At 55.2% G+C, this 18,475-nt stretch carries 19 protein-coding genes; 14 read left to right on the top strand and 5 right to left on the bottom strand.

Features of this window, described 5'->3' with window-relative positions; all coding sequences use genetic code 11:
• Positions 1 to 51 precede the first annotated feature (51 nt).
• From SH421x_RS11725 to dacB, 7 genes are all read left to right on the top strand, one after another.
• The gene (locus tag SH421x_RS11725) at positions 52 to 921 is read left to right on the top strand and encodes an HAD family hydrolase (RefSeq protein WP_488855800.1); all 870 of its coding nucleotides are present in this window, start codon (positions 52 to 54) and stop codon (positions 919 to 921) included.
• A gap of 89 nt (positions 922 to 1,010) precedes the next feature.
• The gene (gene gnd, locus SH421x_RS11720; RefSeq protein ID WP_488855798.1) at positions 1,011 to 2,453 is read left to right on the top strand and encodes a decarboxylating NADP(+)-dependent phosphogluconate dehydrogenase; all 1,443 of its coding nucleotides are present in this window, start codon (positions 1,011 to 1,013) and stop codon (positions 2,451 to 2,453) included.
• Between the two features lie 221 nt (positions 2,454 to 2,674).
• A complete protein-coding gene (locus tag SH421x_RS11715) occupies positions 2,675 to 3,460 on the top strand; it encodes an SDR family oxidoreductase (protein WP_488855797.1) in 786 nt (261 codons plus the stop codon).
• A gap of 121 nt (positions 3,461 to 3,581) precedes the next feature.
• Positions 3,582 to 5,027 carry a glucose-6-phosphate dehydrogenase gene (zwf, locus tag SH421x_RS11710; protein ID WP_488855796.1) on the top strand — a complete coding sequence of 482 codons (1,446 nt, stop codon included), beginning with the start codon at positions 3,582 to 3,584 and terminating at the stop codon, positions 5,025 to 5,027.
• Positions 5,028 to 5,577: 550 nt separating this feature from the next.
• Entirely contained in the window at positions 5,578 to 6,210 is a 633-nt protein-coding gene (locus SH421x_RS11705) for a response regulator (protein WP_488855794.1), read from the top strand.
• 102 nt (positions 6,211 to 6,312) lie between these two features.
• Entirely contained in the window at positions 6,313 to 7,665 is a 1,353-nt protein-coding gene (locus SH421x_RS11700; protein WP_488855793.1) for an enolase C-terminal domain-like protein, read from the top strand.
• Positions 7,666 to 7,813: 148 nt separating this feature from the next.
• Entirely contained in the window at positions 7,814 to 9,421 is a 1,608-nt protein-coding gene (gene dacB / locus SH421x_RS11695; protein WP_488855792.1) for a D-alanyl-D-alanine carboxypeptidase/D-alanyl-D-alanine endopeptidase, read from the top strand.
• On the opposite strand, the gene SH421x_RS11690 is transcribed toward dacB, so the two are convergent.
• From SH421x_RS11690 to SH421x_RS11680, 3 genes are all read right to left on the bottom strand, one after another.
• On the bottom strand, positions 9,418 to 10,053 hold the full coding sequence (locus SH421x_RS11690) for a hypothetical protein (protein WP_488855791.1): 636 nt from the start codon (positions 10,051 to 10,053) through the stop codon (positions 9,418 to 9,420). The two genes, dacB and SH421x_RS11690, sit on opposite strands and share 4 nt — an antisense overlap.
• Before the next feature lie 320 nt (positions 10,054 to 10,373).
• The gene (locus SH421x_RS11685) at positions 10,374 to 10,949 is read right to left on the bottom strand and encodes a hypothetical protein (protein WP_488855790.1); all 576 of its coding nucleotides are present in this window, start codon (positions 10,947 to 10,949) and stop codon (positions 10,374 to 10,376) included.
• Between the two features lie 18 nt (positions 10,950 to 10,967).
• Positions 10,968 to 11,669 carry a class I SAM-dependent methyltransferase gene (locus SH421x_RS11680; RefSeq protein WP_488855788.1) on the bottom strand — a complete coding sequence of 234 codons (702 nt, stop codon included), beginning with the start codon at positions 11,667 to 11,669 and terminating at the stop codon, positions 10,968 to 10,970.
• A gap of 245 nt (positions 11,670 to 11,914) precedes the next feature.
• On the opposite strand from SH421x_RS11680, the gene SH421x_RS11675 reads away from it, so the two are divergent.
• Genes SH421x_RS11675 through SH421x_RS11645 form a run of 7 tightly spaced genes read left to right on the top strand, consistent with a single transcriptional unit; the run spans position 11,915 to position 15,630 of the window.
• Positions 11,915 to 12,289, top strand: a complete 375-nt coding sequence (locus SH421x_RS11675) for an ArsR/SmtB family transcription factor (protein ID WP_488855787.1) — start codon at positions 11,915 to 11,917, stop codon at positions 12,287 to 12,289.
• Between the two features lies 1 nt (position 12,290).
• Complete coding sequence (locus SH421x_RS11670; protein ID WP_488855785.1) at positions 12,291 to 12,755, top strand: SRPBCC family protein; 465 nt, start codon at positions 12,291 to 12,293, stop codon at positions 12,753 to 12,755.
• Between the two features lie 50 nt (positions 12,756 to 12,805).
• On the top strand, positions 12,806 to 13,315 hold the full coding sequence (locus tag SH421x_RS11665) for an SRPBCC family protein (protein ID WP_488855784.1): 510 nt from the start codon (positions 12,806 to 12,808) through the stop codon (positions 13,313 to 13,315).
• A 37-nt stretch (positions 13,316 to 13,352) separates the two neighbouring features.
• Complete coding sequence (locus tag SH421x_RS11660; protein ID WP_488855782.1) at positions 13,353 to 14,174, top strand: DUF899 domain-containing protein; 822 nt, start codon at positions 13,353 to 13,355, stop codon at positions 14,172 to 14,174.
• A gap of 38 nt (positions 14,175 to 14,212) precedes the next feature.
• Entirely contained in the window at positions 14,213 to 14,497 is a 285-nt protein-coding gene (locus tag SH421x_RS11655) for a hypothetical protein (protein ID WP_488855780.1), read from the top strand.
• Positions 14,497 to 15,078, top strand: a complete 582-nt coding sequence (locus tag SH421x_RS11650; protein ID WP_488855778.1) for an SRPBCC family protein — start codon at positions 14,497 to 14,499, stop codon at positions 15,076 to 15,078. The genes SH421x_RS11655 and SH421x_RS11650 overlap by 1 nt, the downstream gene beginning before the upstream one ends.
• A 51-nt stretch (positions 15,079 to 15,129) precedes the next feature.
• Positions 15,130 to 15,630 carry a DUF1579 domain-containing protein gene (locus SH421x_RS11645; RefSeq protein ID WP_488855777.1) on the top strand — a complete coding sequence of 167 codons (501 nt, stop codon included), beginning with the start codon at positions 15,130 to 15,132 and terminating at the stop codon, positions 15,628 to 15,630.
• Positions 15,631 to 15,720: 90 nt separating this feature from the next.
• Here SH421x_RS11645 and SH421x_RS11640 read toward each other — a convergent pair whose 3' ends face one another.
• Both SH421x_RS11640 and uvrB read right to left on the bottom strand, forming a co-directional pair.
• Positions 15,721 to 16,143 (bottom strand): hypothetical protein, encoded by a 423-nt coding sequence (locus SH421x_RS11640; RefSeq protein WP_488855776.1) that lies wholly within the window; start codon positions 16,141 to 16,143, stop codon positions 15,721 to 15,723.
• Positions 16,144 to 16,382: 239 nt separating this feature from the next.
• Positions 16,383 to 18,446: an excinuclease ABC subunit UvrB gene (gene uvrB / locus SH421x_RS11635; protein WP_488855775.1), complete on the bottom strand. Its 2,064-nt coding sequence runs from the start codon at positions 18,444 to 18,446 to the stop codon at positions 16,383 to 16,385.
• Positions 18,447 to 18,475 lie beyond the last annotated feature (29 nt).

The following is an 18,475-nucleotide window of genomic DNA, read 5'->3' as shown; positions in this document are numbered from 1 at the left end:
GCCGAAGTTGGCGTTTTCACCCATCACACCCCTCAAAATTGATCCAAGACGATGACCTATCAAATTGAACCGAGCAAAAAGTTTCTCGTTGGCATCGACTCCGACGGCTGCGTTTTTGACACGATGGAACTGAAGCACAAAGAATGCTTCATCCCAAACATCATCAACTACTACGAGCTGCAAGGGGTCAGCAAGTATGCCCGAGAGGCAGCTGAGTTCGTCAATCTCTATTCAAAGAGCCGCGGCATCAATCGCTTTCCGGCTTTGATCGAAGCGCTCGAGTGGCTCGGCAAACGTCCCGAGGTCAAAGCTCGCGGCTATGACATCAAGATTCCGCAGTCCATCGCCAAGTGGGTCAAAGAAGAAACGAAGCTCGGCAATCCGGCGCTCGAAAAGAAAGTTGCCGAAACAGGGGACGCTGAACTCAAGCATTGCCTGGAATGGTCGGTCGCGGTCAACGAGATGATCGCGGGCATGGTTCGCGGCGTCCCGCCGTTTCCGTACGTTCGTCAGTCGCTGGAAAAGCTGAAAGATAACGCTGACATGCTGGTCATTTCAGCCACGCCCAACGAAGCGCTCGAAGCGGAATGGGCCGAGCATGACCTAGAGAAATATGTCACCGCGATCTGCGGCCAGGAAGCAGGCAACAAAAAAGAGACTCTGACCAACGCGACCAAGTACGCCGAAAATCATACCTTGATGATTGGCGACGCCCCCGGCGACTACGCCGCAGCAAAGGCCAACAACTGCCTCTTCTACCCGATCAACCCGGGTGACGAGGAAAATAGCTGGAAGCGATTTGAAGCCGAAGCGATTGATAAGTTCCTCAGCGGTCAATTCGCCGGGGACTATCAAAAAGCGTTGCTCGACGAATTTGATCGCTATTTGCCGTCGCGTCCCAGTTGGCCTGTTGAAGACTAAGACTAAATTACACCACAATTTTTGAAGTATCCGCCAGTAGCGATTTACCGCGCCTGACCAACGACATCTTGTAGGAAAGTTGAACAACCATGTCCGAAAAATGTGATTTCGGTTTGATCGGTTTGGCCGTCATGGGCGAGAACCTCGCTTTGAACGTCGAAAGCCGCGGCTATAGTGTCGCCGTCTACAATCGCACGACCGAAAAGACCGACGAGTTTATCGCCGGTCGCGCCGCCGGCAAAAAGTTTGTCGGCTGCCACACTCTGGAAGACATGGTCAAGTCGCTAAAGACTCCCCGCAAAGTGATGATGTTGGTCAAAGCGGGTCCAGCCGTCGATTCGATCATCGATCAGTTGATTCCGCTGATGGACAAAGGGGATATCATCATTGACGGCGGTAACACGCTGTACAGCGATACCGAACGTCGCACCAAGTATGTCGAAGAGCAGGGGCTGCTCTACTCAGGAACCGGCGTTTCTGGCGGTGAAGAAGGAGCACTGAAGGGTCCGAGCTTGATGCCAGGCGGTAGCGAAGCGGCTTGGCCCGAGCTGAAAGAAATCTTCCAAGCAATCGCCGCCAAAGTTGGTCCAAACGACGACATTCCGTGTTGCGAATGGGTTGGTCCACGCGGCGCCGGTCACTACGTGAAGATGGTCCACAACGGCATCGAGTACGGCGACATGCAGATGATCTGCGAAGCCTACTTCCTGCTGAAGCATGGCATCGGCCTGACCAACGAAGAACTGTACGACGTCTTCGATGAATGGAACCGCGGCTTCCTGCAGAGCTACCTGATCGAAATTACCCGCGACATTTTCAGCGTCAAAGATGACAAGACCGGCGACTATCTGGTCGACAAGGTTTTGGACGCCGCCGGCGCCAAGGGAACCGGCAAATGGATGAGCCAACTGGCGCTTGACTTAGGCGTCCCCAGCACGCTAGTCACGACGGCTGTTTATGCTCGTAGCCTGTCAGCGGCCAAAGAAGCTCGCGTCCGCGCCAGCAAAGTGCTGTCAGGTCCCAGCGAAACGTTCAGCGGCGACAAAAAACAGTTTATCGAACATGTCCGCGACGCTTTGTACGCATCCAAGATCATCAGCTACGCCCAAGGCTTTGTGCAGTTGCAAGCTGCCGCGGCCGAGCATGATTGGCCGCTAAACTACGGCGATTGTGCGCTGCTGTGGCGCGGCGGTTGCATCATCAGGGCTCAGTTCCTGGACCGGATCAAAGAGGCGTTTGACGCCGATCCGAATCTCGAAAATCTGCTGCTCGCACCATATTTCACCGATGCGATCGCTAAGGCGCAAGCCGGTTGGCGCAATGTGGTCGCCACGGCGGCCAAGCTAGGCGTTCCGGCGCCGGCCTTCGCAGGAGCATTGGCCTATTACGACGGGTATCGCCGTGCCGATCTGCCGGCCAACTTGTTGCAGGCTCAGCGCGACTACTTTGGCGCTCACACCTTCAAGCGAAACGACATGGAAGGGACCTTCCACGCCGAATGGCTGAAGCTGCGAAAAGAACCGCAAGAGTAAGGCAACTTTTGCAAGCTCCGTGATTCGCCGCCGCATTCGCGGCAAAGTTGCTGAATTTTCGGTGAATAATACGATGCCAGATGAACCGTTGCCTAGACGCGCCCCAGAGGGGCGCGTCTGGCTAGTTCGACACGCGAGCTAGTCAATCGTCACCAACCGATTCTCGGACAATCGAGAATTCTCGCGTGCCTCGGGCTACGAACAGAAATAGAAAGATCGAAATGTCGGAAAGTTATTTGCAAGGCTTGTTCGGGCTCAAAGGACGCACCGCCATCGTTGTCGGCGCGACCGGCGTCCTGGGCGGAGCGATTGCTGAAGGCCTAGCCCAAGCCGGCGCCAACATCGTCGTCTCTGGAATGAACAATGGCCGAGGCAACGCGCAAGTGGCCCGCATTCACGAACTCGGCGGTGAAGCGATTTTCCAACCGGTCGACGCCGTAAGCAGGCCGTCGCTGGCCGAATTGAAGGACGTGACGCTCGACAAATTCGGCTCGATAGACATGCTGGTCAACTGTGCCGGCGTGAACTCTTCGGTACCTTACGAAGAAATCACTGACGAAGATTGGGACCGCGTCATCGCGACCAATCTGACCGGTACGCATTTGGCCTGCCAAATCTTTGCGCCAATGATGGCTGAACAACCCGGCGGCGGGTCGATTTTGAACATCGGCAGCGTCACTTCGCACCTACCGCTGTCGCGCGTATTCGCCTACTCAGCGTCAAAAGCGGCAGTCGTGAATCTGTCGCAGAACGTTGCCCGCGAGTACGCGACGCGTAATGTACGCGTGAATGTGCTCTGCCCTGGGTTTTTCCCGGCGGAACAAAACCGAAAAATCTTGGACCAAGATCGCGTTTCCAACATCATGGCGCAAACGCCGATGAAACGCTTCGGTGAGCCAGAAGAACTAGTAGGGGCGGCGATCACCCTCTTATCCCCCAAGGCGGGAAGCTTCATCACCGGTGCAACAATTTACGTCGATGGTGGATTTACGGCGATGCGGTTCTAGGATCCGCTAGCGACTGAAGTAGTCGACAACAGGGTTTCGCAGGACGCCTGAGAAGTCATAAAATAGCTGCGTTGCATTGCGCGCATTCTTTACGATTACTCTCCCTGAAGACCCACTCCCTATGTCGCATACGATTGTGATCTTTGGAGCTTCCGGCGACTTGACCAGCCGGAAGCTGATCCCTGCTCTGTACCTACTGCATCGCAAAGGGCGTCTCCCCGAAGCGACGCGCGTGGTTGGCGTTTCGCGGACCGAGTTCACGCATGATGCCTGGCGGGTCGACTTAGAAAAAACGACCAAGCAGTTCTGCGGAGAACTATTTGACGACAAAGTCTGGAGTGAGTTCGCAGCGCAGGTCTTTTATCAGCCGGGCGACCTGCAAGATTCAGCCGATATGGACCGCCTGGCGACCTTCCTCAATGAATTAGAAGGCGGTAAGTCGACGCGCATCTACTATCTCTCTACCATGCCTAAGCTTTATCCCATCGCGGTCGCAATGATCGGCGCGGCGGGGATGGCGGACCAATCGCAAGGCCCGCGCCGCGTGGTAATCGAAAAACCATTCGGCACCGATCTGACCACCGCCCAGCAACTAAATATCGACGTCCACAAAGTCTTTGCCGAAGATCACGTTTACCGTATCGACCATTATCTGGGCAAAGAGACGGTTCAAAATTTGTTGGTCCTGCGGTTTGGCAACTCGATTTTTGAGCCGCTCTGGAACCGCAACTATATCGACCACGTGCAAATCACCGTGGCCGAAGAAGTCGTAGTGGGTCGCCGCGGCGGATATTATGACACCTCAGGCGTCATGCGCGATATGGTGCAAAATCATCTGCTGCAGTTAATGATGATTACGGCGATGGAATCTCCGGTCCGATTTGACGCCGACATGGTCCGCGGCGAAAAGGTCAAAGTGCTGGAGGCGGTTCGCCCGATGACCGGCGCCGACTTTGCCCAAAACACATTGCGCGGCCAATACAAAGGCTATCTCCAGGAAGAGGGAGTTCCGGCCGACAGCAAAACGGCCACCTTTACCGCACTGAAACTGTGGATCGACAATTGGCGTTGGAATGGGGTTCCGTTCTATCTGCGCAGCGGCAAAGCGATGTCTTGCCGCACCACGCAGATCGTCATCCAGTACAAAGAACCGCCGCTCACCCTGTTTGAGCATTGCGAATCGATGGAAGGAAACCGTCTGGTCATTCAGATTCAGCCGGCCGAAGGACTTCAAATGCACATCCAAAGCAAAGTCCCGGATGCCGGCATGCGAACCCGAACCACCGATCTCGACTTCCGCTTCCGCCGCCAGTTTGCTGGCGATCTGCCTGACGCTTATCAACGACTGCTGCTGGATGCGATCCAGGGAGATGCAAGCCTGTTCGCACGCAGCGACGAAGTCGAACTTGCTTGGGGAATTGTCGACCCCATCCTGGCGGCGTGGAATAGCCCCGCTGCGCCCAAATTGATGACGTACGAAGGAGGCGCTTGGGGCCCCGAACCGTCCGCTGATTGGATGGCCAAACAGGGTCGCCAGTGGTTTGACGTCTGTCCGGTGATTCACTAACCCAGAATCAACCACAAATTAACGATTCGTTTTATCTATTTTTTACTTTACACGCATCTGCGGGTTGAGCGCAATTGGGGATCCAATTTAACGGAAAAAGAGCTACGATTTAGACCATAGACATTCGGTTGAACGCCCAGCGAGATGCGTTTTCTCCGCAATACCTTGGGCTCAACCGAGCCTATTTCGTTGGATTCCTAGAAAATTCCCGACGTTTATTGGTAGTCCGCGGATACCCGCTGTAGCAACCGAAGGCAGTTGTCGTAATGATTGCTGTAGCGGGGAGAGGGCAAGCATTCCCCCCAGTGGAATCCAAGCCGCAAAGCGAAGATTCAAATAACCCATTTTTTTGTCGTTTTTTTCCTGCAAGGCCCGCAATCTTTCGCCTGCGAATTTTCAGGCAGAGAGTTTGGCGCCGGAAGTGCTAGAAATTTGTGCGAAATCGGTCCCGATTTCCATAAAGAACCTTGAGCAGCGGCGCCTATAACACCGATGGCGGGTACAATAAAGGCTATTAACGACAAGTCGAGCGTTGCATCTGGAGTGTTGAATGACCATTCGATTGTTAGTTGCGGACGATCATGAAGTCGTCCGTTGCGGATTAAAAAGCCTTGTCGCGGGTACGGACATAGAAGTCGCAGGAGAAGCCCGAACCGGCGAAGAAACGGTGCGGATGGTTACTTCTGTCAATCCTGACGTCGTCCTGCTAGATATTCGTATGCCGGAAGGCGATGGACTGACCACGTTGGGGCGGATCAAGCTAGAGCGTCCCGATCTGCCGATTTTGATCCTGTCGACCTACGACAATCCAACCTACGTCGCGCGTGCAGTCGCACTCGGTGCCAACGGTTATGTGTTGAAGGGGGATCCTCGCGATCGCCTCGTCGATGCGATCCACACGGCCGCCAGCGGCGAGAGCGCTTGGACGCGCGAAGAACTTCGCCGAGTAACCGGCGCTTTAGCGACTCCACGGTTGAACGCAGATGTAGAAGTGCCGTTAACGCAACGCGAAAGCGAAGTACTGCGACAACTTGCGTTGGGTCTAACCAACAAAGAGATCGCCCAGGCGCTTCACATCAGCTACGAGACGGTCAAAGAACACGTCCAACATATCCTGCGAAAAGTCGGCGTTTCAGACCGCACTCAAGCAGCAGTATGGGCCGTTCGCAAGGGATTGGTCTAAAAGCTCTTAAGCTTGGTTGCGGCGGAAGCTATCTCCCGCCATATTCTACGGTTCACCCCACGCTGGCAATTTACAGCAAGCGTAGAACCAAGGAGCAACCCTGTGGCCAAACCTACTGATATTCGTATTCGCGACGTCCGCATCTCGGCTGAGCACATCAACTATCGCACCCCGATCAAGTTCGGGGGGCGCGTTGTCAATGACGTCACCCTTCTAAACGTGACGTTGGATGTCGAAACCGCCGACGGACGCCGCGGAACCGGATTCGGTTCGATGCCGATGGGCAACGTCTGGGCTTGGCCTACGTCCACCACTTCGGGCGACGCGACGCTCAAAGCGATGGTGGACATCGGCAGTGCGATCGCTGCCGCTGCGCCGCAACTGGATCGAAGTGGTCATCCGCTTGAGCTGACCGCCGCTGCGCACACGCAATATAGCGACATCGCTGGCCAGATCGCCCAGCAAGCCGGCATCCACGAAACCGTACCGAAACTCGCCGTCTTGGTCGCCGCTAGTCCCACCGAAGCAGCGATCCATGACGCCTACGGCAAAGCCCTGGGGCTGAACAGCTACAACGTCCTCGGCGCCGAATTCGCCAATACCGACCTCGCGACTTATCTCTCGCCCGAGTTCGCAGGCGAATATCTTGATCGCTACACATTACGAACCCCACAACCGCAGATGCCGCTCTATCATCTGATCGGCGCGCTCGATCCACTGGATCAGGACGAACTGCAAAACCCGGTCAGCGATGGCTTGCCTGAGACGTTGGGGGATTGGATCCTCGCCGATGGACTGACTCATTTGAAGATCAAGCTAAACGGCGACAACCTGGACTGGGATGTCGCGCGTGTCGCCAAGATTGATGCGGTCGCGATCGCCGCCCAAGCCCAACGAGGCTGTCAAGTCTGGCAATACTCGCTCGACTTCAACGAACGCTGCCCGAACGTTCAGTACATCCTCGACTTTCTCGCGAAACTAAGCGAGTCGAGCCCCCAAGCGCTCGATCGCGTTCAATACATCGAACAACCAACTAGTCGCGACCTGCGCGCCAATCCCGAAAACCGGATGCACGCCGCCGCCAAGATCAAACCGGTGGTAATCGACGAATCACTGATCGACTTCGAGTCCCTGTTGCTCGCGCGCGAACAAGGCTATAGCGGCGTCGCGCTCAAGGCCTGCAAAGGACAAAGCGAAGCGCTGCTGATGGGCGCAGCGGCCCAAAAGTTTGGCATGTTTCTCTGCGTCCAGGATCTCACCTGTCCCGGCGCCTCGTTCCTGCATTCGGCCAGCTTGGCCGCACGCATGCCGACGATCGCCGCGATCGAAGGCAACGGCCGACAATATTGCCCGGCGGGCAACATCGAGTGGGCCAAACGCTACCCCAGCATGTTCGACATCACGCAAGGGTATGTCGGCACCGAAGTGCTCACCGGCCCAGGCCTCGGGTACTAATCCTCGCTGGATAGCCGCAGGGTCCGCACGCAAACACTGCGGCCCCTTCTTTCTTTTTTATTGCCTTGTCTCACGCGTGGCGTACGGTTGGGCTGTCTAGCCCTGCGCGCAAACGTATTTCATTCGCCTTGATGCAATGAGACTAACGATGTACCGCTTCCCCCGATCGATCCTGACGATTCTTCCGTTTGTGCTGCTGAGCCTGACCTCCACGGCTCAGGCCCAAGTGTTGCTTGCGCCGGAAGTTGACGCGATTTTGCAAAAGCCGATGTACCAGCACGCGACCTGGGGCTTGTTGGTGATTGATTTAGAAACCGGCGAAACCGTTCATGCTAAAAACGCCGATCAAAAATTGCTGATCGGGTCGATCCGCAAGCTGTTTTCGGTTGGTTTGGCGCTTGATCAGTTGGGGCAAGACTATCGCTTTGTCACGCCGATCTATCGCCAAGGGGATGTGAAAAATGGCGTGCTCAACGGCGATCTGATCTTGGTCGCGACCGGCGATCTGTCGATGGGGGGGCGAGAACAGGCCGACGGCAAAATCGCGTACACCAAGTTCGATCACAACGAGGCCAACGCCCTGGGCAACGCCATCCTGACCAAGACTGATCCACTGGCCGGCTATCGCAGCCTTGCTCAGCAAATCGCTGACGCTGGAATCAAACGGATCGAAGGGGATATAGTCATTGATGACCGGTTGTTTCAGCCCTATGAATTTCGCGAAGAATTCAATGTGCGGCCGATCTTTGTAAATGACGACGTGGTCGACGTGATGCTGCAGGCCAGCGCAGTTGGCCAAGCGGCGAACGTGACTTGGCGGCCTCGTTCGGCGGCGATCTCACTGAAATCAACGCTCCAGACCACCAAGCCGGGCTCTGAACTGGAGCTCGACTTTGACCCGTTGCCGCAATGCGTCGGACAAGCAAATTGCTCGGTACCGCTGCAAGGGACGCTGCCGATCGACCTCCAGCCGGTCCTCACCGGCAACTGGCCGCTGGTCCGTACCTTGCGGATCACGCAGCCGCAAAACTATGCTCGCACCGTCTTGATCGAAGAACTAGAAAAACAGGGCGTAGTCGTCACCGCTGACAAGACCGCCGCCAACGCCGTCAAGCGGTTGCCGGATCGCGGTTCGTATCAACCCGCCCAGCAGGTTGCCAAGCTGACCTCGGCCCCGTTCGAGCAATTCACCCAATGGATTTTGAAGGTGAGCTACAACATCGGCGCCGACACGAGCTTGCTTTTGCTAGGTGTTCAGAATCACGTCGAGAACATGGACGACGCTTTGCAGGTCGAGGCCGCGACGCTACAGAAGCAGTTCGACATCTCGCCCAGCGAGTATCACTTTGTGGATGGCAGCGGCGGCGGTGATTCGTCAGCAACGCCTAAATCGATCGCCAAGCTGTTGACCGCACGCGCGAAGCTCGCCAATTTCTCCACCTTCAAAAAATCGTTGCCCCAGTTGGGCGTCGATGGCTCGCTCGCGACGGTCAACCGCTACGAAAAGATAGGAGCGATCCAAGCCGCCAAAGGCAACGTGTGGGCCAAGACCGGCACCTATGTTACGCTCAACGACAAGGGCCAAATGGTGATCCAAGCGCAAGGGATTGCTGGCTACATTGACGCTGCCAGCGGACGCAAGTTCGCCTTTGTGCTGATCGTCAACCACATCGGCCCGATCTCCGGCATCGATGACATTATCCAAGTCATGCAAGACGAAGGGGAGATCGCCGCTTGGTGGTGGCGCGAGAACTAGACCCCTTCGCCTTTGGTTTCACAAACAAAGTGAAACGTCGCTCCTTCGATTTCGCCATCGGCGGTGACCGGATAATGGAGCCCTAGCTTCTTCATGAAGTCAAGCATCTGCCAGCAGTCAGGCGCCGCAAACTCGTCATCTTCGTACGCTTTGCGTTCTTCGTCAAACAGCTCATCTTCCCAGCGGATCAGATACTTTTCGATCTCGTCCGGATCCAAGCCGGGGACCGCATCTGCGACAACTTTGGCGTTGCCGTTCCACTCGGTCTGCTCTTTTGCGCTTAGCGATTCGTCCCAATAGTCAGGCGTCGGATTGAACGAGTCAATGACCTGACCTTTGCGGAACAGCAAGTACATCCACAGATCTTCGTTATGGATATGGAGCGAAAAGACCGGCGTGTCGAGCACGCGCGAAAGATACTGACTCGCCGCGTCCCAGTCGAAAAACTCGTAAGGATACAAAATCGAAACGCGATCTCCCTCGGCGGCTAGCACCAGGCAGTCGTCGTCATCGGTGGTGCGTTCCGCCTCGACAAACTCTCCCTCTTTTTCCGCAGCATAAGCGGCCAAAGCAGCTTGAACCACCGAGACCTCTTTACCGATCACGCCAGACATCGAGAGAAACAAACCCATCAGTAGCTTTCGACAGAAACCCAAAGAAAATCAACTCCGCCCGCTTCCAGACGCGCCCCTGAATATAGCCGCGATGGAGTTCGAGCGTTGCGAAACGCGGTTGATCTGGGGAAGAAATCGGGAAATCGCGGCATTTCGTGTTGATCGCTATGCTTGCAGCTCGAACTTTGCAGCCAAAGCGTACACCGCCCCAGAAGCCAACAGAGCGAACTATCGCACCCAAGATCAGCCATGAACAGAAAAAACTGGACCTTCCAGAGCGGGCGAGGCCCAAGCGTTTCTTCGTCTGTTTGCGTAGACCAGCGCGGTGTGGGGGCCACCTAATAACGACCTTCCAACACCCGATCGAACGCCGCGAAGCGCGATAAAATTTCTTGACAAGCTCCATCCGCCAGATGGATCGCCGCACAATGATCGGCGTATTGCTGAATTGCCCCGCCGATCTTTTCAATGCCAAGTGGATCTAGTCCGACCGTCTGAAAGATCAAAACGTCAGCTCGCTCCGCTGCCGTGATAAGGATTTCAATCAGTCGACGCGGCGTGCCTCCCAGCCGATTCAATTTCTCGTCAACGGACACGCCTAACGAATTCAATTGTTGCGTCACTTCGTTGCCCGGACAGCCCGACGAGACCAAGTATTGGCGCACGGTTGGTGAAGAAAAAATAACTCGCAGGCTTTGCTGCGTAGGCCACAACGGAACGACTCGGATTCGATAAGGAGATGGTTCGACCCAATTGCTCGCTTCCTCCAGACAGCGGCAGACTTCCATCATAGGCAGATCATCTCGGTCTTGATCTGTTCGCAAGACCAGCGTCAGCAACTCTCCACGCGACACTTCAAACGGGGGAAGTTCGATCTCGTGCGATATTCCATTAAAAATCCATTTATCTGGCATATCCAACACCATGCATAATCACTTCCCAAGTTTTGTCCCAGTCGATGCGGCTCGCATTAACTCTAGCATGACCAACATCGGCCATCCAATATAGCGCTCGGCACGAGGATACGCTGCGGCAAATTTTTCATCCGGCGAATGTTCGGTGAAGTTGTCGATCTGAAAGCCGGCTCGCACCGCCGCCATCACAAATGCGCTGACCGAGTGGGCCAGGCTTCCCGGCATGATCAACTCATTCGTCGCTGGGTCTATGAAACGAGCCTGGGCGCCGCGGAGGAACATCGCTGGATGCATCGATGATATCACTGCGCGGCCGCCAGGCTTTAATACCGTATGAGCAGCGGCGAAGAACGGATCCATTTCGCGAAGATGCTCTAGAACTAGTCCGCTGACGACCAGATCAAACTCGGCCGAGTAGGGGAGGGGCTGCGTCAGATCGAGCGTGACAAATTGCACGCGTTCGGCGCCTGGCTTCTTACGCGCTTCGCTCAGCATCCCGGGGGAAAAATCAACGGCGACAACTTCGGCTCCTTGCGCTGCAAGCCAGAGAGCATGCCGGCCGGTGCCGCAGCCGAGATCGAGAACACGTTTTCTGGCGACGTCGCCAACCGCGGCATGCACATATGGTCGTTCGATCCCTTGCAGCGGGTTCAATTCACGATCGTAAACAGCCGCCCAGCGGTCGTAACCTTGGCGAACGCCTGTGAGTTCATCGGACATTGGAAGAAGCTCCTGCACCATCACACGGGGAAGATTGTTGTGACAAGGATAACCCAATATCGGTTCAATCCCACAAATTGAATAAGCACAGCATTCGAGAGAGGATTTTCGGGTTGCTTCTGTCCTCCTCTTTGCGTGATTCTACCGCTCATTGCCGCGTTGATTCTCGCATACCTAAAGTTGGATTTGAACATTTTTAAAACTCGACCGTTGACACATTCCGTTATGGGAATATAAATAAAGACATGCCAAGAGCCGCCACCACCACCGACGTTTTTAATGCGATCGCCGAACCACGCCGCCGGCAGATTATTGACCTGTTGGCTCAAAGCGGCCGCGCTCAAGCGGTAGGTGATTTGGTCGAAGCGCTGCAACTTTCGCAGCCGGCGGTATCCAAGCATCTGGCCGTGTTGCGCAAAGTTGGCATCGTGTCGGTGCGCAAGCAGGGGCAGCATCGCTTGTACGAATTGAATGCGGTGGAGTTACGTCCCGTGCATGACTGGGTGAAAACTTACGAGCAATTCTGGAGCGGTCAGCTGTCGCGAATCAAACAGCGGGCCGAAAAGCTGGCGGCCGAGCGCGCCGCTCAATCGAAATCGTCTAAGCCTAAGGAACTGTGATATGGTTGCCGTCAACAATTCAGAAGCGGTGCGCGTACTGCACATCTATCAAGAGATCGAAATCGCCGCGCCGATCGACATCACATTTGCAGCGATCCTGTCCGAGCTTGGGCCGGAAGGAGTCATGCCGCACAACGAACAACCCTTTCCGATGGTGCTGGAAGCGTATCCCGGCGGACGTTGGTTTCGCGATTTGGGCGCCGACGGAGGTCACTTCTGGGGGCACGTCCAAGTGATCAAACCGCCAAAGTTGCTAGAGATCTGCGGCCCGATGTTTATGTCATACGCGGCGACCAACCATCTGCAATATCGCTTGGTCGAAGCAGGAGAGCTGACCACGATTCAAATGACGCATCGCGGCATGGGTCAGATCGCCGACGATGTTTTTGAAGGGGTGACCGCAGGCTGGGGATTCCGCAATGATCGCATCAAGCAGCTGGCCGAAAAATTGACCAGCCAACGCTAATCGTATTATCCATCTCGCCATGTATCGCGGAGCATAGGAGGAACAAGCGGATGTCTGCTGCGAACACAAATCAGGATCTTGATTTCCAGTTAACGCGTTACTTCGACGCTCCGCGAGAGTTGGTCTATCAGGCCTGGACCGACGCAAAACACTTGGTCAACTGGTGGGGACCGCCCGGCTTAGCGGTGCGGATCGTCAAGCTAGATCTACAACCCGGCGGCGTTTTTCATTACGCGATGAAAATGCCGAACGGCCCCGAGATGTTCGGCAAGTTCGTCTATCGTGAGCTCGAGCCGAATCGGATGCTGACTTATGTCGTGTCGTTCTCCGACTCCAACGAAGGAATCACCGTACATCCGCTCAGCATGTCTTGGCCAAGAGAAGTGCTGAGCGCGGTAGAGCTGTTTGATGAGGATGGCCAAACCCGAGCCGAACTCTGGAGCACGCCGTTCAACGCAAGCCCTGAAGAAGCACAGACCTTTCAATCAGGTCATGCCAGCATGCGACAAGCGACTAACGGCTCGCTGGATCAATTGGAAGCGTACCTCGCTACGCTGTAACTTAAATTATCCCTACACATTTTTGCGGAGTTTAAATATGGACGCCGTTGCCAGTGCCGAGATTACCTTGCCGGAGGTCGTCACTCGCGCAGAGTGGCTCGCCGCTCGCAAAACGCTACTCGCCGCCGAGAAAGCGCTCACTAAACATCGCGACGCGGTCAATATGGCGCGACGCGACTTACCGATGGTCAAGATCGACAAGGACTATCTTTTTGATGGCCCCGACGGTCCGGCTAGACTGATTGACCTATTCGCCGGACAGCGGCAACTGATTATTTACCACTTTATGCTAGAGCCCGACGATTCGCCGTTGGCGCAGAAGAACGGACCGATAGAAACGGGCTGCCCTGGCTGCTCGCACTTGGCCGACTGCCTGCCGCGTGCCGAGCATCTGCATGCTCGCGACACGCAACTAGTGATGGTCTCCCGCTCGCCGCTAGAGAAAATCAAGCGGTTCAATCAGCGGATGGGGTGGAACGTACCGTGGTACTCTTCTTACGGCAGTGATTTCAACTACGACTTCTATGTCACGATGGATGAGTCAATCGCGCCGGTCAATTACAACTTCCAAGATCAGGCGACCCTCACCGAGAAGGGAGAAACGTATCACCTGCTGGGCGAGCAGCCTGGCTGCAGCGTCTTTACGCACGACGGCGAACAGGTTTTTCATACCTACTCGACCTACGGCCGTGGTCTCGATCCGCTACTTTCGACCACTCAATATCTGGATCTGACGCCGATGGGCCGCGGGGAAGGTTGGGACGGCATGCCCAACTTGAACGGGCAAGGAACCATGTGGTGGCGACTCCGCGACGAATATGCTCCTTCGCCTAATGCATCGAGCTGCTGTCATTCGTAACGATGTTGATTGGTAAACCGACTACCAGGAGACGCGTCATGTCGTCGCCAGCTTCTACTTCGTGTTGCTGCAGAAAGTTGCGAGTATCTTGGCGCAGTCGCATCCTGGAGGCGATCGCCTGGATCGTTCCGAGCACGCTGCTGGCATTAATGCCCAAGTGCCCGCTCTGCCTGGCGGCGTATCTAGCGTTGTTTACCGGCCTCGGCGTTCCGCTTTCGGCGGCCGGCTATTTGAGGACCGGCTTGATCGCGGTTTGCTGTGTTTCCTTGATCTATTTGGCGATTCGTCGCTTACCAAGTAGCTTTGCTCGGGAGTCTGCGTGATGTTTTTAAAAATCGTGATCGGCGTCATGGCTGTTCTGATCATCTTGATCGTGATCGTGTTAATCGGAGCGCTCATGCAGCCCAATCACTTTAGCGTGCAGCGTTCGATAAAGCTGAACGCATCGCCAGAGGTCGCTTTCGCCCATGTGAACGATTTAAAGCAATGGGAAGCCTGGTCTCCGTGGGAAAAGTTTGATCCCAACATGGCGAAGAGCTATTCGGAAAAAGTAGTAGGTGAAGGAGCGTCGTACAGTTGGAATGGGAACAAAGATATCGGCGAAGGAACACTGACCATCGTCAAATCGCAGCCCTATCAACGGATCAACTTTGACCTGAAATTTGTCCGCCCATTTGCCTGCGAGAATGACGTTGTCTTTACGTTTGTCCCAACCGGCGAGCAAACGGAAGTAACCTGGAAAATGGATGGCGAGAACACTTTCTTCAGCAAGGTGATGTCGCTGTTCATGAGCATGGACAACATGGTGGGGCCCCAGTTTGCAGAAGGTCTGGAGAACTTAAAACAGATTACGGAAGAGGAAACCAAGCACACTTCGGCAGAGAGCGCCGAAACGGGCGCCTAAAGTTGAGCTACTGTCGTATTTCGTTGGACTAGATTTATTGAGGAAGAACCGATGTTTGAAAATACAATCACGCCAGAGCATGAGTGGCTCCAAAAGATGGTCGGCAAATGGACGTTTGAATCAGAGGCTGTCATGGGCCCCGATCAACAGAACCATAAAGCTTGCGGCGAAGAGACAGTCCGCATGCTAGGCGCCAATTGGCTGATCGGCGAAGGGAAGGGGGAGATGCCTTGTCCCGAGGCCAAGCAAGCAGGCGAGATCGGCTACACCGCGATCACGGTCGGCTACTGCACCGAGAAAAAGAAGATGGTCGGCACGTGGATCGGATCCATGATGAATCACATGTGGGTCTACGAAGGAGAACTTGATCTCGAAAAAGACCTGTTGATTCTGAATTCGACCGGGCCCAGTTTCGATGGCCAGGGAACAGCCGAGTATCGCGAATCGTTGCAAATGGTCAGCCCCGATGAGAGAACATTCTCCTCTGCTGTCAAAGGCGAAGATGGCGAATGGGTCACCTTTATGAATGCGGTCTACAAACGAGTCTCCTAAGCCGCGGCGCTGACCAACGCAAACGACAACAAACGGCCGAGCAATTGCTCGGCCGTTTGTTGCGTGTTGAAAGCTTGGCGTTGGGCTCGATTAGAACTGCCGACCGCCGATGACATAGATCGGCGCGGCGCCGGTCGAATAACGCAATTGCGTCTCTGGATCCCACGCTTTGTCGCTACGCAGGTTCGAGTAGTTACGAAACATCGGCGTTGCGTTTGCTTCGGGACGAGCCAGCGAAACGCCGTACCAATCGCGAGCCGCGATCCGCGAGATGCGTTGACCGGCAATAAATTGGGCACGCTGCAGACGCAGGACCGAAGGAGACTCAGCCCGGCGAGCTTCCTGCAAATAGAACCACATTTCAGGCGTCGACGACGAAAGCGCCGGTGCTTGTTCCAGAGGTTGAGAAAGCTGATCGCTCGGGCTACTACGAACCGTGAAATCTTGAGCCATCGTGGGGGCGGCGACCAACAACGTCATCAGCGCCGTGGCGACGCAAATCATCATCTTCATTATTCGACTCCAGGCAATGTTCGTTCGCTGGCGGATTGCAGCCAAGAAAGCGCATGACGGACGCAGGTTGTCCGTGTACTGCTTGGATTCGGCGTTTATCGCCCGCAAATTCGCATAATCTGGACGAACCGTTAGAGTCCCACAAATCCATGTCGGCAAAGTTATCGCAAACTCCCTAAAGCACCAATCGACCGCTTACAGTAGAAGCTGGAGTGAGTTGGGGGCTCGCTGAGAGGCTGCTAGCCTCGTTTGGGGCGTGGAGTTTTGGCGCCTCCGCGGCGGCGTTTTCCGCGTCCTTTTTTGTCGTCACTTTTGCCCACGTCACTGATCTTTTGGCCGACGGAATCTTGCATCTTGGTGATCCGATCGCGAATCCCGGCCGCACGTTCAAACTCAAGGTTTTCAGCCGCCGCTAGCATCTCTGCCTGGAGCTCGTTGATATATTCGAGCGTGATGTAGGCGGCGTCATCTTGTTTACCGACTGCGGCGCTGGCGGTGCGATGCGCGTCGGCTTCAGTCTCGATGCCGCGGCGGATGTTTTTACGCACCGTTTCAGGCGTGATGCCGTGCTTCTCGTTGTACTCTTGCTGGATCTTGCGACGACGCTCGGTTTCGTCGATTGCGGCCTGCATCGAGTTGGTCATTCGATCGGCGTAGAGGATTACTTTGGCGTTTACATTACGTGCGGCGCGACCGATCGTTTGAATCAACGAGGTTTCACTCCGCAGGAAGCCTTCTTTGTCAGCGTCGAGAATGCCAACCAACGAAACTTCAGGCAAGTCGAGCCCTTCGCGCAACAGGTTGATCCCGACCAGACAATCAAACTTTCCTTCTCGCAAGTCACGTAATAGCTCAACCCGCTCGAAAGCGTCTAACTCACTATGCAGCCATTTGCACGCGATGCCTTGTTCGCTGAGATAGTTGGCCAGATCTTCGGCCAAACGCTTGGTAAGCACGGTAACCAGCACGCGTTCTTTGACGGCGACCCGCTCTCGAATTTGCTCAAGCAAATGTTGAACCTGACCCCGTGCCGGTTGCAATTCGACCACTGGATCCAGCAGCCCGGTGGGGCGAATGATCTGCTCGACGACTTCGCCTGCGGCTTTCTCTAATTCATAATCGCCAGGCGTCGCCGAAACGAAAACCGCCTGGTTGACAATGTCTTCCCACTCCTCGAACTTGAAAGGACGATTATCGAGGGCGCTCGGCAAGCGGAAACCATGCTCGACCAGGTTCATCTTGCGACTGCGATCGCCGTGATACATCGCGCGGATCTGTGAAATAGTGACATGCGATTCGTCAACGAACAGCAAAAAGTCTTTGGGGAAAAAGTCATAAAGCGTGCTCGGCGCCGAACCAGGAGGTCTGCCAGAAAGGGGGCGACTATAGTTCTCGATGCCGGGACAAAATCCGACTTCTTGCATCATTTCGATATCAAACCGCGTGCGCGCATTTAACCGCTGCGCTTCGAGCAGCTTGCCTGCCTTCTCTAGTTCCGCTAGTCGAGCCGCTAGTTCATGCTTGATTTCGACCACTGCTTGGGCGACGCGTTCTTCAGGCAACACAAAGTGCTTGGCCGGATAGATATAGAGCTGATCTTGCGGCGCGATCACTTCGCCCGTTAGCGGATTGATGATGGAGAGCTGTTCGACCTCGTCGCCCCACAGCTCAATCCGATAGGCGAACTCTTCGTACGAAGGCCAAATCTCAATACAATCGCCGCGCACCCGAAACTTTGAACGCTCAAACGCAACGTCGTTCCGCTCATACAGAATGCCTACCAGTCTTCCCAAAACTTCATCACGGTCAATCATTTGCCCTTTGGCGATGCTGACCATCATCGCTTTATAGTCCGAGGGAGAACCGAGCCCGTAGATGCTAGAGACGCTCGCGACGATGATTACATCGCGTCGACTGACCAGCGCACTGGTGGAAGCGAGACGTAAACGATCGATCTCGTCATTGATCGATGCGTCTTTCTCAATATAGATATCGCGCTGCGGAATATAGGCTTCCGGCTGGTAGTAGTCGTAGTAGCTGACAAAGTAGTGAACCGCGTTATGCGGGAAAAATTCTTTGAATTCGCTGTACAACTGGGCCGCCAACGTTTTGTTGTGCGAAATTACCAACGCGGGCCGCTGCAACTGCTGAATCACATTCGCGACGGTGTATGTTTTGCCGGAACCGGTTACCCCCAACAGAACCTGGTGGCGCCGTTGGGCGCGAAGTCCTTCGACAAGCTGCTCAATAGCGGCGGGCTGATCCCCAGCGGGCGCAAAAGGCGCCTGAAGCTCGAACTGCATCAACAATCTCGGTGAGCGGTGAAAGGGAG

This window comes from Blastopirellula sp. SH421 (assembly GCF_057808535.1).
This window is presented reverse-complemented; position numbering and strand designations above follow the sequence as displayed.